17 protein-coding genes, 1 tRNA gene and 1 pseudogene are annotated in these 13534 nt (G+C 46.2%); 2 read left to right on the forward strand and 17 right to left on the reverse strand.

Annotation, left to right across the window (positions count from 1 at the left end; genetic code table 11):
* Positions 1 to 8: 8 nt before the first annotated feature.
* From UCH007_RS07325 to gatB, 9 genes and pseudogenes are all read right to left on the reverse strand, one after another.
* Positions 9 to 365 carry a hypothetical protein gene (locus UCH007_RS07325; protein ID WP_046961460.1) on the reverse strand — a complete coding sequence of 119 codons (357 nt, stop codon included), beginning with the start codon at positions 363 to 365 and terminating at the stop codon, positions 9 to 11.
* A gap of 152 nt (positions 366 to 517) precedes the next feature.
* Entirely contained in the window at positions 518 to 1351 is an 834-nt protein-coding gene (locus UCH007_RS07330) for a porin PorA family protein (RefSeq protein WP_046961461.1), read from the reverse strand.
* Positions 1352 to 1628: 277 nt separating this feature from the next.
* Positions 1629 to 1901 carry a hypothetical protein gene (locus UCH007_RS07335; RefSeq protein ID WP_012882668.1) on the reverse strand — a complete coding sequence of 91 codons (273 nt, stop codon included), beginning with the start codon at positions 1899 to 1901 and terminating at the stop codon, positions 1629 to 1631.
* A gap of 19 nt (positions 1902 to 1920) precedes the next feature.
* Positions 1921 to 3423: a reductive dehalogenase gene (locus UCH007_RS07340; protein WP_041331600.1), complete on the reverse strand. Its 1503-nt coding sequence runs from the start codon at positions 3421 to 3423 to the stop codon at positions 1921 to 1923.
* A 381-nt stretch (positions 3424 to 3804) separates the two neighbouring features.
* Positions 3805 to 4635, reverse strand: a complete 831-nt coding sequence (gene pheA, locus UCH007_RS07345; protein WP_012882670.1) for a prephenate dehydratase — start codon at positions 4633 to 4635, stop codon at positions 3805 to 3807.
* 450 nt (positions 4636 to 5085) lie between these two features.
* Positions 5086 to 5301 carry an SAM hydroxide adenosyltransferase gene (locus UCH007_RS07950; RefSeq protein ID WP_413544602.1) on the reverse strand — a complete coding sequence of 72 codons (216 nt, stop codon included), beginning with the start codon at positions 5299 to 5301 and terminating at the stop codon, positions 5086 to 5088.
* Between the two features lie 186 nt (positions 5302 to 5487).
* Positions 5488 to 5876: pseudogene (locus UCH007_RS07955) on the reverse strand (SAM-dependent chlorinase/fluorinase); the annotation flags it as partial.
* Positions 5877 to 5945: 69 nt separating this feature from the next.
* Positions 5946 to 6164, reverse strand: coding sequence for a preprotein translocase subunit SecG (gene secG, locus UCH007_RS07355; protein ID WP_011309994.1), 219 nt, complete (start codon positions 6162 to 6164; stop codon positions 5946 to 5948).
* A 2-nt stretch (positions 6165 to 6166) separates the two neighbouring features.
* A complete protein-coding gene (gene gatB / locus UCH007_RS07360) occupies positions 6167 to 7645 on the reverse strand; it encodes an Asp-tRNA(Asn)/Glu-tRNA(Gln) amidotransferase subunit GatB (protein ID WP_046961582.1) in 1479 nt (492 codons plus the stop codon).
* A gap of 127 nt (positions 7646 to 7772) precedes the next feature.
* On the opposite strand from gatB, the gene UCH007_RS07365 reads away from it, so the two are divergent.
* Both UCH007_RS07365 and UCH007_RS07370 read left to right on the forward strand, forming a co-directional pair.
* Positions 7773 to 7848 (forward strand) — tRNA-Ala (locus tag UCH007_RS07365).
* A 399-nt stretch (positions 7849 to 8247) separates the two neighbouring features.
* Positions 8248 to 8673, forward strand: coding sequence for a hypothetical protein (locus UCH007_RS07370; RefSeq protein ID WP_046961462.1), 426 nt, complete (start codon positions 8248 to 8250; stop codon positions 8671 to 8673).
* 334 nt (positions 8674 to 9007) lie between these two features.
* On the opposite strand, the gene UCH007_RS07375 is transcribed toward UCH007_RS07370, so the two are convergent.
* From UCH007_RS07375 to UCH007_RS07410, 8 genes are all read right to left on the reverse strand, one after another.
* The gene (locus UCH007_RS07375) at positions 9008 to 9529 is read right to left on the reverse strand and encodes a putative immunity protein (RefSeq protein WP_231854697.1); all 522 of its coding nucleotides are present in this window, start codon (positions 9527 to 9529) and stop codon (positions 9008 to 9010) included.
* A 122-nt stretch (positions 9530 to 9651) separates the two neighbouring features.
* Positions 9652 to 9840: a hypothetical protein gene (locus UCH007_RS07380; protein ID WP_012882674.1), complete on the reverse strand. Its 189-nt coding sequence runs from the start codon at positions 9838 to 9840 to the stop codon at positions 9652 to 9654.
* Positions 9837 to 10169 (reverse strand): 4Fe-4S dicluster domain-containing protein, encoded by a 333-nt coding sequence (locus tag UCH007_RS07385; RefSeq protein WP_313769646.1) that lies wholly within the window; start codon positions 10167 to 10169, stop codon positions 9837 to 9839. The genes UCH007_RS07380 and UCH007_RS07385 overlap by 4 nt, the downstream gene beginning before the upstream one ends.
* On the reverse strand, positions 10112 to 10822 hold the full coding sequence (locus UCH007_RS07390; protein WP_046961463.1) for a MerR family transcriptional regulator: 711 nt from the start codon (positions 10820 to 10822) through the stop codon (positions 10112 to 10114). Before UCH007_RS07390 ends, UCH007_RS07385 begins: the two co-directional genes overlap by 58 nt.
* 93 nt (positions 10823 to 10915) lie before the next feature.
* On the reverse strand, positions 10916 to 11953 hold the full coding sequence (locus tag UCH007_RS07395) for a nitrogen fixation protein NifH (RefSeq protein WP_231854698.1): 1038 nt from the start codon (positions 11951 to 11953) through the stop codon (positions 10916 to 10918).
* Between the two features lie 132 nt (positions 11954 to 12085).
* Positions 12086 to 12382, reverse strand: a complete 297-nt coding sequence (locus UCH007_RS07400) for a hypothetical protein (protein ID WP_046961464.1) — start codon at positions 12380 to 12382, stop codon at positions 12086 to 12088.
* Positions 12382 to 12774 (reverse strand): hypothetical protein, encoded by a 393-nt coding sequence (locus UCH007_RS07405; RefSeq protein WP_046961465.1) that lies wholly within the window; start codon positions 12772 to 12774, stop codon positions 12382 to 12384. Before UCH007_RS07405 ends, UCH007_RS07400 begins: the two co-directional genes overlap by 1 nt.
* Before the next feature lie 236 nt (positions 12775 to 13010).
* On the reverse strand, positions 13011 to 13526 hold the full coding sequence (locus UCH007_RS07410) for an NADH-quinone oxidoreductase subunit B family protein (protein ID WP_046961466.1): 516 nt from the start codon (positions 13524 to 13526) through the stop codon (positions 13011 to 13013).
* Positions 13527 to 13534: the final 8 nt, after the last annotated feature.

The raw sequence follows: 13534 nt of genomic DNA on the forward strand, positions 1-13534 counted from the left end.
ATCAAGTGCTAGCCGGTAAATTCATCTTTGCCCGAAAGCAATAGTATTACCGCCGGGATACCGGTCAGGACAAATGAGCAGGCCGCCGCTATAGCACCAATTAACGCCCAGTTCCATTTCTTCCGCAGAAAAACAAAGATGCTACCTACCAGAGCCACACATGCAACAGCAAGTGCCGGTATTGGGGTATCAAAGATAATACTGGGTACGAAAGGCGGAATATCCCCCTTGCCGAATCCGCTCCCGGCTGCCCCGAATATGCCCAAAGAATAATTCAGTATGCCCAGCATACCCAGTGCGGCTGAGAGAATACACAAAACCCCTGCAATCACCGGCCCGCGGGTTTTCTTTGATTGTTCATTCATACTCTTGCCTTTCTCCCCATGATAACCGCCACTCATCCTCAAATACAAGGGCAGAATGGCGGTAAAGCCGTACCCAAAAGCTCTGGGACATAAAAAAACGGGGAGCGGGTTTTAAACCCACCCCCCCGTTTAGACTTGATTAAGATTTAGCCCTAAGCTGTGCGGCTTCGGAAAAACCCGATTCCGATAAAGACAATGCCTACACCTATTATTATCCAGAAGGCATAGACACTGGCCCACATAATCATACTCTTGGTGGACTCAGCGGTACTTACCATCTCGTCAATGGTTTCGGTGGTATAGGCTATGGTTGAAATGAATATAGGCATGCTGACTGAGGGTGCGGGAGAGATTTTGAGGGTGGTAGTGGTATCTGAGTACACAGGCACTCCGCTAACCGGTTCTACTTTGATATTTATCAGGAAATCACCAGTTTGGGGTATGCCGGTATTAGCATAAGTACCCAGATTTATATTCTTCTGGTCTACCTGAAAGACATAAACAGTCAGACCCTGATAGGTTTCCTCTTTGACAAATTTGGCAGTCAGGCTCTGGTGGGCTGTTGCAGACCAGAAAGGATAATCCTGCTTCTGGGTATTTGCCGGAAAGGTAAACTGGCCGGTGCGGTCAATATCCCCGTAACCGGCAACATTCGCCCGGGTAGTTCTGTCCAACCCGTAAACTTCCTCTGAACCAAAGGGCAACTCTGTACCCGCCTGAGCGTGGGTAAAAGTAATCTTCTGGTCCATAAGCAGAACATCATCTTCCAGACCACTGGCCTTCAGGGCACGGGTAACATTGACCGGCATGGCGGGATTAAGCTGATTGGTAGCAGAGTTCAGTACCTGAACAGTACCGGAAAAATAATAATTCTGTTCGTAATCCGCCGGCAGTTTAGCCATAACCGGGAAAAACACATACACCCAGATAAAAGCCACCGCCACTAAGAGAGTACCTAAAAATGAGGGCCACCAACGTTTGAACAACCTAGTCAACCTCCTACTTCATTTTTGTATCACGCTAACTTGAAACCAAAGCAAATAATTTTAGGGTAGATATGCTAAAGGGTCATAAAAGGCATGCGGTACACTGAAAGCGAGTAATAATAACATATTATTTTACTTTTTGAAAGATTATTTCAATTTTATTCATTATTATAGGGAAATAATCACACCGATAGAAATACCAGTGCCCGAACTTCTCAGATTCGGGCACTGTAGCAAGTGTTAACGCGGCATATTTATACCTGCGGCATTACAGGTTTCAGACTTTAGCAATTCTCCTTGCGGCCAGCTGCCAGCTGAGCGCTAAGAGGATAAGAGCCGGCAAACCGGTAACCAACAGGAACATGTAGGCGGCCTTGGATTCTACTTCTTCAAAGCTACCCATAAAGTTTTGCAGGGTAAATACCAGCAAAAGCAGCCCAAGTATGCCGATAACCCACTCGTACCAGGTAAGGTTAAAATTTTTGCGTCTCAGCCACCAGATTAAACCCAGTACTAAAGCCCCAATTATGATTCCTATAAAAAACCACATAAAGCTTTAATCTCCTTTCCTATTTACCGTAACCGGCATCAGCCGCAACAATTGTTGAGTCCTGACCAAGGGTAGGCAGACTGAGATCCCACCATGTTTCGGCTTTTTCAGGGTCAGTACCATAGCCAAAGGCAGCACCCAGCTTGTAGAAGTAGGTGTTGAAGAGAGGAACATTGGCAATAGTGCCTTTGATAATCTGATGAACCAGAGCGCCTCGGTTTACGGTAAAAGTACATTCACCCCAGCAGATACGGCAGCCATGGGAGGTTTCGTTGGAATACTGGCGGCAGAGAGGCAGATTGTTATAAAAGGCTTTAGTGCCCTTCACCGAGTATATAGTCTCTTTGCCCTCCGTCAGCGGCAAATCCCAGGAAGGTTCTTTTTCTTTAGATATACACTGCGGCGGACAGGAATCTGCACACTTCTGGCAGGAGTGGCAGAAACGGTAAATGCCTGCATCTATGGGGTGGGTAGGTTCAAGAGGCAGATCCGTAAGTACGCCATACAAACGTCCGGGTGCACCATATTCAGGGGTGAGAGTATAAAGCTTCTGGCGGCTGGCTTCACCCAAACCGGCCATGATAGCTGCTCCTCCCTCGGAACCCACATAACGGGAATCATTACCGATAGTGCCGATAAGCTGGTAACCAAGGTAACGCAGGAAGTTGTAGGTGGAAGCGTGCAGGTTAGCACAATTGTAGAAGGTATTAGCATTTGCCATACCGCCTAGCAAAGTGCCAGCCGAACGCCAGAGTTCATTTGAACCTTGGGTTGAAAGGGCTATTTCCCACAGGGGTACATTGGGGATAACCAATTTTTCAGTAGTTTCATATGCTTTAGGTACACTTTCAAAGACAATAGGACGGGCAGCGGTAACAGGAACGGTAGTACCGATGTATTTTTCGTTGTTGGAATCGCCCTTCTCATACGAGAAAATAACATGGTCACGATGTTCCTGAGTAAGCTCGGTATAGCCCACCAGCGAAGCACCATAAGCCCGCATAGCCGCCCTAAGCATACGGGAAGCCTCTTCAGGTGAACCCGTCCACTTTGGTTCACCCCGTTCCTCGGGAGTTTTTACCGGAGCGGGGTCTTTGGTTTCAGCCCAACCGGGAGAAGTGCCCTGAGAAACCCGTTTAAAACTGCCGGCCAGTGCCCTGGAACGGTAAGTATACCCGGGATAATTTGAAGCAGTTCTTTCAGCCAGTTCGGCAGCGGATAAAGCTGCAGCACCCAAAACTCTGTCTGCCCCGTAATAAATCGCTCTGACTCTGGCGGATTGTCCCTGATTACGCCCGTCATGGCGTTCCATCATACTGAAATCCACCTCTATAGTAGGGTCATCAATAGGGCGCTCTTTGACCCACCAGGGACGCGGCTGAACAGCTGTATCAGAGGCGATAAGTTCGTCAATGTCATGGAAAACAGGGGCTGAAGCAGCAACTGCGCCAATACCTGCCCCAGCAAGACCCAGACCCTTCATGAAATCACGGCGTGATACCATTGAATGAAACTTGCTCATAAATTCCTCCAATCCTCTTAACTGAAACCTGTTCTTCCACAACGCCACCCAGTCTCTCCTGAGCGCCATAATGCAAGCCACACCTCACTAAGAAAATATCTTAATCAGTGAACACCAATTCATGAATAAATTATACAATCAGATAGGCCTTTTACTATCCGCTTTTATACGTAATATATGTTAGGCATTTTTACTTATTTCCTATATGTAAAAATACTTATAAAAAGCGGCATTATCCTAGTGGGTACAAGCAGGCTTTAAAGAGTAACTCGAAATGATTATTTCCTGGAATAAACCGGAAAACACAAAAAAACCGGCCCCGAAAGAGGCCGGCAAATCAGTAGCTTAAGGATATGTTTTCAATTTAAAGAAGTTGCAGGGCTATTCCTCAAATACTTTACCCTGTTCATATGAACCCAAAATATGAATGCTCTCGGTCACTTTTTCCAGTTCCTTCAGGGCACGCTGAGTTTCAGGGGTATTCAGTCCCCGTTCAAAATCCAGATAGAAATAATAACCCCAGGTACGTCCCATAATGGGGCGGGATTCTATCTTGGACAGGTTTATGCCCTGATCATAAAAACATTTGAGGCATTTGTAGAGGCTGCCGGCGTTGTTCTCAGCCTTTATAGCCAGAGAGGTTTTGTTCGCCTGAGGCGGGTATTTGGGTTCTTTGGCTATAATAAGAAAACGGGTGTAGTTTTGCTTTTCGGTTTCAATATCCTTTGCCAGTATTTTCATGTCATACAGCTGGGCGGCCAGATTGCTGCCTATGGCGGCAGCGGTCTTCAGGCTTTTTTCCTTTATCATGCGGACACTACCGGCGGTATCGTGGCTTTCTATACGTATCACACTGGGGTGTTTCTCAAGGAAAGATTCGGCCTGAATCATGGCAATAGGGTGGGTATAGACTTCGCGTATCTGTTCCATCTTCACACCCGGCAGGGCAATCAGGTTCAGGATAACATGCAGATAAGTTTCACCGACTATCTTGCTTTCGTAGTTAAGTAAATTATCATAATTTTCCAGAAACGAACCATAAAGAGAGTTTTCTATAGCTACAACTCCGTAATCAGCCAGCCCTTTTTTAACATCTTCAAATACCTGATGAGAAGTGTTGCTTTCAATAATCTCGGAATCGCCGGGAAATTTATGGCGCGCTACAATATCGTGAAAAGAGCCGCGAGCTCCCTGTATAGAAATTTTAATCATTTGCCTGCCCCTTTCCATACCCAGATTATGCTAATAATAGCGTTTACCGCAGATTGAGGCAAGAGTGTATGCACGCAGTGCATTTTCGTATAAGATACTTGCGAATGTACAAGGCGTGGTATAATAAGGATAGGCAAGAGAGTTCCTTGCCAATACCGGCAGAAGGAGGCAAGGCATTTGGAGAAACTGCAGGCTCTGTTATGTACTTGGTTTTTCCCTTGTACAGGCTCTTCGCTGGTGGAAGCTAGGGGGAGTTGAGCATTATCAATCCGGCAAAGAGCAGCGAAGGTTCCTGAGCTTTCCGGTTCACTCACTCTACGGTTAACGAGAAATCTGGCTTTTTTGGCCAGGCGGGGAAAGTAAGGAACGACCGTTTCCCCCGAAAATTGAATATGGCTTGGAATACAGTTGGGCCCCGAATCTTTTACGGGGCCCTTTTTTTGTCTGTTTTCAACCTTTGGAAGAATTTAGAAAACTAAGATGAAAGCAATCACCGGGGCGGACCGAAAGCAAACCGGCGGCACTGCCACCCTGAAGAGCAATCTCTAACCGCCCGCTGCTGCCAATAACAGCCAGCAAGCCGCTGGCCTGAGTGTAATTTTGGCAAAGCCCGTAAACGGTTCGGCCGGAAATCTCAAGCCTTATAGATTTATCCGAAGGCAGCATTTGGGGGGTAATATCAGTAATCAGATTTCCAAAGTGGTCTATGTACACTACGTGTCCGGTAAACGAACCGTCAACCTCCGCTTGCGGACAGGGCAAATGGAAAGCATTTATCCAGTTAAGACGCGGGCCAAATTCCGAAAGGGAAGTACCCAAACTGACATAAGCGGCGGCAGGTGCAAATATATCCCTTCCATGAAAAGTGGCACTGACCGGATTAAGCCAGAAAGCGGGATTGGATAACTGAAAGGCTTCTACACCCCGGGGAATATCCAGCTTCAGCAGGCCCTCTGCCGGAAGCAAATTACTGGTACTTTCGGGCAGATAGGGGCTGAGCACATAACTGAAAATACCATTGTCCGGACCTATGAATATGCCGCCCGGAGTGGATAAAATAATTCCCCGGCGGCCGCTGCCTACTCCGGGGTCTACTACAGCTAAGTGAATGGTGTCTGCCGGGAAATAGGGGCTGACCTCACCCAACAAAAAGGCCGCCTGCTGAATATTCTGGGGCTCTACCTGATGGGAAATATCCAGCAGCGGACATTTGAGTTTATACTCAGGATGGCCCCCTTCATGGCGGCCACATAGGCATCTTGCAAGCCAAAGTCAGTAGTAAGGGTAATAATACCCACAACTAGCCCCCTTTAGCTTAGTTTCAGCATAAGCAGAGATACCAGCAGGAACAGGACTACCAGTATGATGGTGAGTATAAAAAGAGTCTTTTCTATACCCCTTTTGGTGCGGTAGACGCTATCTGCCTGCCCGAAGATACCGCCCAGGCCTCCGCCTTTTACTTGCATCAGGACTGCCAGAGTGAGGGCTACGGCCAGCACTATCTGGGCTATAATCAGGTAGGTTTGCATGTTTATCCTTCCTCCAGAGCTTTCTTAAGCAACTCCATGGCTATGTTAGGGTTGGCTCTGCCCTTGCTTTGTTTCATCATTTGGCCTACTAAAAAGCCGATAACCTGGGTCTTGCCTTCGTTATATTCGGCAACCGCCTTGGGGTTATCCGCCAGCACCTTTTTAGCAATGGCTACCAGCTCGGAACTGTCGGAAATCTGGCTGAGACCCTTCTTTTCAATAATAGTCTCGGCATTCTGCCCGGTACTATACATATCCTCAAGCACAGCTTTGGCTGTAGCGGCATTTACTTTGCCGGCTGAAACCAGCACCAAAAGACGGCACAGACTGGCCGGGCTGACATTGAAGGCAAAAGCGTTTATATCCGCCCCGGCAGTATTCATTATGGAGCTTACCGGCCCAACCACCCAGTTAGCTACTTCCTTTACGCCCTTGTCCTGCGGTATATTCTGAAAATCAGCTTCGGACAGAACCGCTTCAAAATAGTCTGCCAGTTCACGGCTGGCAGTCAGCAGCGAAGCATCATATTCGGACAGCCAGTATCCCTGAATAAACCTTTCCTTGCGGACTTCGGGCAGTTCGGGCAGCTTAGCCCTGATTGCTTCTATCCAGTCACAGCTGATATGCAGGGGGGGCAAATCCGGTTCGGGGAAATAGCGATAGTCATGGGCAAATTCCTTGGAACGCTGGGAGATAGTCTGACATTTGTCGTCCTGCCAGCCGCGGGTCTCCTGGCTTATCTTTTTGCCTTCATCTGCCATTTTCCGCTGGCGGACTTCTTCGTATTCCAAGGCGGAAAAAACCGCCTTGAAGCTGTTCATATTTTTTACTTCCACTTTAGCGCCCAAAGCATCTGAGCCTTCAGGCCGTATGGAAATATTGGCATCACAGCGGAAACTGCCGTCTTCCATATTGGCAGTGGAAACACCCAGATAGCGCATGATGGTTCGCAGTTTCATAAGGTACTGGCGGGCTTCTTCCGGGGTGTGCATATCCGGCTCACTGACTATCTCCATCAAAGGTATGCTGGAGCGGTTTATGTCTAAAAGGCTGTAAGGCTGGCCGTTAATATCACTCTCATGGTGGAGTTTGGCCACGTCTTCTTCAAGGTGAATACGGGTTATGCCGATGCGGCGGATAGCCCCGTCTATATTTATATCCATAAATCCCCTGCCGCAAAGCGGCTGGTCATACTGGGAAATCTGATAACCCTTCATAAGGTCAGGATAGTTGTAATTTTTGCGGTCAAACTTGCTGAAGGAGGCAATATCACAGCCCAAAGCCAAGCCGGACATAATGGTGTATTCCACCGCCTGCTTGTTTATAGTGGGCAGTACCCCCGGCATGCCCAGACATACCGGGCAGACATGGGTATTGGGTTCGGCACTGGTATAGTCTGTACTGCAGCGGCAAAACATTTTGCTTTTGGTATTCAGCTGAACGTGGACTTCCAGACCGATTACTGTTTCATATTGAGTCATTGTAGTTACCATTTCACCTATCTCTGGTTAACTAGCAAGTATATCAATATTCTTCGTCCACTGGCAAGGCAGGCCGGGTGTTTTGCTTTAATGCTAAAGCGGGCTTATGTTATAATGCCCTTTACATGGGGCTGTAGCTTAGTTGGGAGAGCGCTGCGTTCGCATCGCAGAGGTCAGGGGTTCGAATCCCCTCAGCTCCACCAAAGGTATCCATAGGTAGAACTTGAACATTGGTTTTTTGTTGTTAGAGCTTTTTCTTACAATCTTTTCGGGTTTTTCTTTATTTAAGAGAAAACCTTCTTCGCAGTCAGACTCTGATAAGTTAGGATTTTGCCTACTATTTGGAGCAGGACTAAAAAGTTTGGAGTATGTGCAATAGTACCCAACCCATTTGGCCCATAAGGGGGAGTGCAATGTCAGACACTGGTGCTATTATACTTGCCTGCTTATTTATTATTATGGCTGTGTATAGATTACGCAAATTACGATCAGAAACAACGGAGTCCGGAGAAACGATTGTTTGTTATATAATAATATTTGCAGGGATTGCAGTGTTGTTAACTGCTCTTCATATAATCTAAATCATTAAGCTGGGAGGTGGTATGCAAAGGTACGCACGGATAGTTGCCTTTAGTTGCATCTTGCTTATAGCTATTGCCATTGTGTTTGTAATAATAATGGGCATACTCGAGCTATTACCCGCGCAATATCTGGATAAAGCCACTATCCAGATTTCAGTAGACACTTTTGTGATATTGGCATTGCTGTTCTGGATGGTTGGTCATAGTATGCCGAAGCTATTGAAAAAGCTGTTTTCTCGCCCTTTTACAGACCAGGGGGTTTACCTTGTTATCATGTTACGCATGTGCATTTTCTTTACTGTTGCAATAATGGGAGTAGCTATATTAGCAATTGGAGGTAGCCTGCTTTGGGTCTTCGTGGAACTTTTCCTTGGAATAAGCGCACTTTTCCTTTATTGGCCAAACACTAAGAATTGGGATAAAACCCAAAACGAGCTTACCAAATAATCCAGCAGATATTAATTGATTATCACTGACAGAGATAATCAATTGGCCATGTTCGAACAAACCATTGGATACTTTATCCGAGATAGAGGCGAATAAATAAGGTACTCGATACTCTTGATGAAGTTCTTAGAAAATTTGACCAAGAGATAAAACCTATCTCTGAAAACAACTGACTTGCCCCAATCATGGTACCAATTGTTAAGATTAACAACTGAGGATGAAAGTTAGATTGGATTCTTTTAACGTTCTACCTACTGGCACCTCAGCTCTATTTTCCTTGGCTGTATTTGTTACCTTCAGATTATCCCTGATTGGTCTTTATTTTAAAGAGATTCTACGATATGGCTCGGTCACTCTCTTCCTTGTTTAACATATTCGCCAATCGTTCAAGCTGCCAATCATACTCATGGAACCAACTATTTACATCTGCCGAATGGGCACCAACAGCTCTAATACTATACAGTGCCGCACTCAAAGCATGCGTCACAACATGGGCTGTGCCAACAGCCTGACCGGCAGCGTGGGCAGCAAAGACAGCGTCTTTTTCTTCCTTCCCTTTGGCTGCAGCATGGGCATCAAGAGAAGCTTTGCGTATGACAGCCATACTAAACACCCCAGTGTCAATCCAGTCCCGGAGTATTTCAATTGCTTTTCTTGGCCTGTCATCACCGGGATAATTCTCTTCAAAAAATGGCAGAACACGCTCCGCGCATTCTGCAGCCCAGATAGCTAAAAGTCTTTGGTCAGCTTTGAAGACCTGATGGTCTATATGTTCTGTAAAAGGTTTATCCAAAATCTCTGAGACAGACTTGCGAATTTCATATAACAGTTTTGTTGGCCTTATCTTTTCCTGCAATCCTAGCCTCCAAATAATACGCATTTTAAGTCATGCTCAAAAACAAGCACCTGCACAACTAAACCGAATATTTAACTCAAAGTCCATACTGATACTGTCTATCATTTACACGATCTGCAAACCTAACCTGATAAATAACGAATAAAAGATTTTCGATTTAATACAAGATGGATAAGTATTGAGGCAATAAAAGCTATTGCCACAACCACATGGTGGCCGGAATTGCCGGGTTGGACATGGGCTTCCGCAATTCCGGTTATTATGGTAGCCAAGAATAATACAGCCATAGACAAACAAATAACTTTTCTCATAGGGCTGCCCCTGAACTAACTATAGAACGCACCGGTGTAATAGCCTGCTGAGGACAGACCTTAGCACATTTCAAACACCCTTTGCAGACATCTGGCCTGCGGATATGGGCATGAGTGTGGGAAAAAATGCTGATACTTTCTATAACACCATTAGGACAATTTTCAACACATTTCCAGCAAGCAAAGCATTTGGACGTATCAAGATAAATATGTTCGGTTGAGTTGTGTCTAGGTATAGGATTGTGTAGTTTCACCAGTTTTCTCCTTGCGATTAGCTGTGTTCCTGAAGGTGACGGGCTTCCTGCCGATAGATTTTGGTAGCCAAACACCCCTTGAAATCACTTGCCAGTTTAAAAAATTCCTTAAGCGGGATTACTTCGTGGTTCGGCAGATGATGGATAATCTCATGCATAGTTTTGAATTCACTGCGGATTATTTCCATGTATTGCCTGTAAATCTCAAAATCAGCCGGTTTCAAGCCAAATGTAAACAGCCGTTTAGCTATTTGGGCGATACGTATATCTATACCTTCAAACACCGGCCCTTTTTCAGTTTCGGATGCAAAAATAACTCCCTTGGCAACCAGTTCCTTTATATCTGTTTCGGTTAAACCGGAGACAGATACCAGTTCAGCCAGAGATATACTGCCGGATTTAGTTTCATCAAGCGTTGGCTGAAATATATCACCCAGTACAGATTCCATCTCGGCCACATGCTCAATATCCTGACCATCCCGCCTGGCCTGTAATATAATTTTTATTACAGATAAAGGGAGGAATTTATTTGATTGAAGCTCTTTGATCAGCAGGATATCCTTAACGCAATCAGGGCTATAGTAGGCCATATTGTGAGCCGTCTTGAGGGAGGGAAACAGCAGACCTTCACGGGTATAGTAGTGGATAGTCGGCAAAGAAACCCCGGTTGCTTTTGCGACTTCACTTATACGCAGTAGTCCCTGTTTGTTTATATCTGATTTTCTCATCTCAACTACTCTATAGTGCATAGTATATACTTACACTATATACTAGTCAAGAGACAAAAAGCCCTATTACAATGTGAAATCACATCATAAGCATTACTCTGGAAAAGCCGCTTTCAAAACCCTGAGAGCCCGCAGGGTAATCCACTTGCTGGAATGTCTGTTTTTTTCTATGTCCATCCAAGTTTTGCCGGTAAAGCGGCATTCCATAGGCCAGCGTCCTTTGGGGTCTTGCTTGGAAAGCACCAAATCTATGGCTTCAGCCAAGCGGGGGTCACGGGCATAACCCAGAGCGGACAATACATCCAGCGTTTGCAGAATATCAGCTGCATAACCCAAGGGATAACCGAAACTAAACCAACTGGAACTTGGTTTGCTGCCGGTGCCAAAGGGGTAATCCGCCGCCGCAGGGTTGTACCGGAACAGGAAATCCAAGCCTCGGTCCAATGCCCGTATTACAGCCGGGGTACGTTTTGACGGAGGGACTCTGCTAAGGGCGTTGAGTGATTTTACAGCCCCCCAACCGCAAGGCAATCCTCCATTAGGACCGCAGTTGAACATTGGCCCGGGAGTATAAGCATAATAGCGGTCTGTTACACCCGCAGCCGCGGAATCTGCCATGCCATCCCCGGTAATAAATCTGGCATGTTTTTCAATGGCAGTTTGCAGACGTTCATCTTCCAGCCACCCCAAATCTATCAGAGCCGCTTCAAGGTTGCCCGCCAGACAGTGAATAAAACCTGAAGGAGTGCCGTTATAAGAAAACCAGCCGGCCTTGGACTGGTTATATTCAAACAGGTAATTGCAACCTTTTTTTACCCTGCCATCAGATTTATCTGCCCCCAGCTGGGCCAGAAAAACAATCTGCCAGACAGTACTCTGGTATTTGGGTGAATAACCCGCACCGGGGTGCAGCCAGTACCCTTCAGAGGACTGGGCAGCCAGTATAGAGGGAACAGACCCGCTTAACATAATGGAGGCCTTAGCTTCTTTCAGCACAGCGTCATTTTGCCCGCAGCCGATAATATCCCTGAGGGTAAAGTAACGGACTGCCGGCTGGGATAAATCTGTTTCCAGTAACCAAGGAATAGGGTCTGCCCGCAATTTGTCTTTCCATGTTACTTTTTCAGACATCAGCATGTTCCTCTGTATAGTCTTTTAACTATTATATTGCCGGTCTTGGGGCAAAATCCAGATTGCTTCTTAATAATAAAAAGGGCGGCTCTTAGCCTCCCTCTAAAAGAGATTAAAGATAGGGGACAAATACTATTTAGTTAAAGCTTTTTTAATAACTCCTTTGGGGTCACTGGCAAGCAGCACTATTTCCCATACCAGAAACCCGAAGATGATTACGCTTATTCCTAAGAAGGTTGCATCCTGATTAATTTCCAGAAATTCACCTCCTTCCTGAAGATAGGCTATTACATGATCAACCAGCCACATTATGCTTGCACCCCAGAACATAAGGCTGAGAAAGCCCAGTTTATACTTGTCATTCGGAGATTTTATATACCAGACAGCAGTGGTAATAATAGCGGCAGCCAAAGTCATTATCAGCCACATTATGCACCTGCACCAATGTTATTTGCCCTAACAGATGCTTTAAACTTGGCATCTGCAACAAGTACCATGACTGCCCAGATGGCAGTTACAGTAAGCGCCATAGCGCCGCCTATTGTAGCCATTTCATGCAGCATGGGAGAGATATCAGCCGGATTCTCCATAGCCGTCAGGAACGGCCACCACGGTACAACCTCGCCATGCCAGACATGCTCCAAAGCCAGCAGCACCGTGCCGCCCCAGAGCATTTTGTTGAGCCAGCCCAGTTTCCTGCCCCAGCTTATGCCCGATGTATTATCCGCTTTGATATCCTGCTGTTTTTCCTTTTTTTCTACTATTTTCTGAACAACCGTGGTAATCACGGCCTCGCCTGCAACCACCAAAAAACATGCCATACCCTGCTGTCTCCTTTCATTTATGAGGTGTTGCCTGAATGCTATTTGCAACTGTTTTATTATTGCATCTTGTTGCATTTAGTAATTGTTGCAATTATAAGGCGTACTGCTATGCGGCGTCAAGACCAAATGGAAATAATTTTTCGGGGGTTCAAAATGGCTGAGAGTCAAAGCAGATACAGAAATAGCAGAATGTAAAAAAGAAGACTCTGGCCGCAGGGGGCAACAGGGAGGGGTTATTTCTTCCGCAGCAACTGCATAAGTCCCAGCAGGGCAGTGATTATCTGGATTGGCTCAGGCGGGTTGCCCGGTATTTTCAGGTCTACCGGCAATATTTTATCAACCCCGCCCAGTACCCCGTAACCGCCGCAGACAATGCCGTTGCCGCAGGCATCATCTCCCAAGGCTATTACCAGCTTGGGGGAAGGCATGGCATCAAAAGTTTTCCTAACGGCAATAGCCATATTCTGGCTGACCGCACCGGTAACTATCAGTATATCTGCGTGGCGGGGCGAAGCAACGAAGCTGAGACCGAAACGCTCAATGTCATAATAGGGGTTGGAAAGGTTATTCAGTTCTATTTCGGCAGAGTTGTCACTGCCGCTGTCCAGCGCCCTGATAGCCAGACTCCGCCCGAAGACAGCGTGTATCTCGGTTTTCAGGGCAAAGCCCAGTTTATCAAAGTCCGAATCACCCTTTGGCATCTGCCGGCATACTTTGGGTTTAAAAATATTGTTTAAAACGTTTTTCACGGCAGATA

Source organism: Dehalococcoides sp. UCH007, assembly GCF_001010485.1.
Lineage (GTDB): Bacteria > Chloroflexota > Dehalococcoidia > Dehalococcoidales > Dehalococcoidaceae > Dehalococcoides > Dehalococcoides mccartyi_A.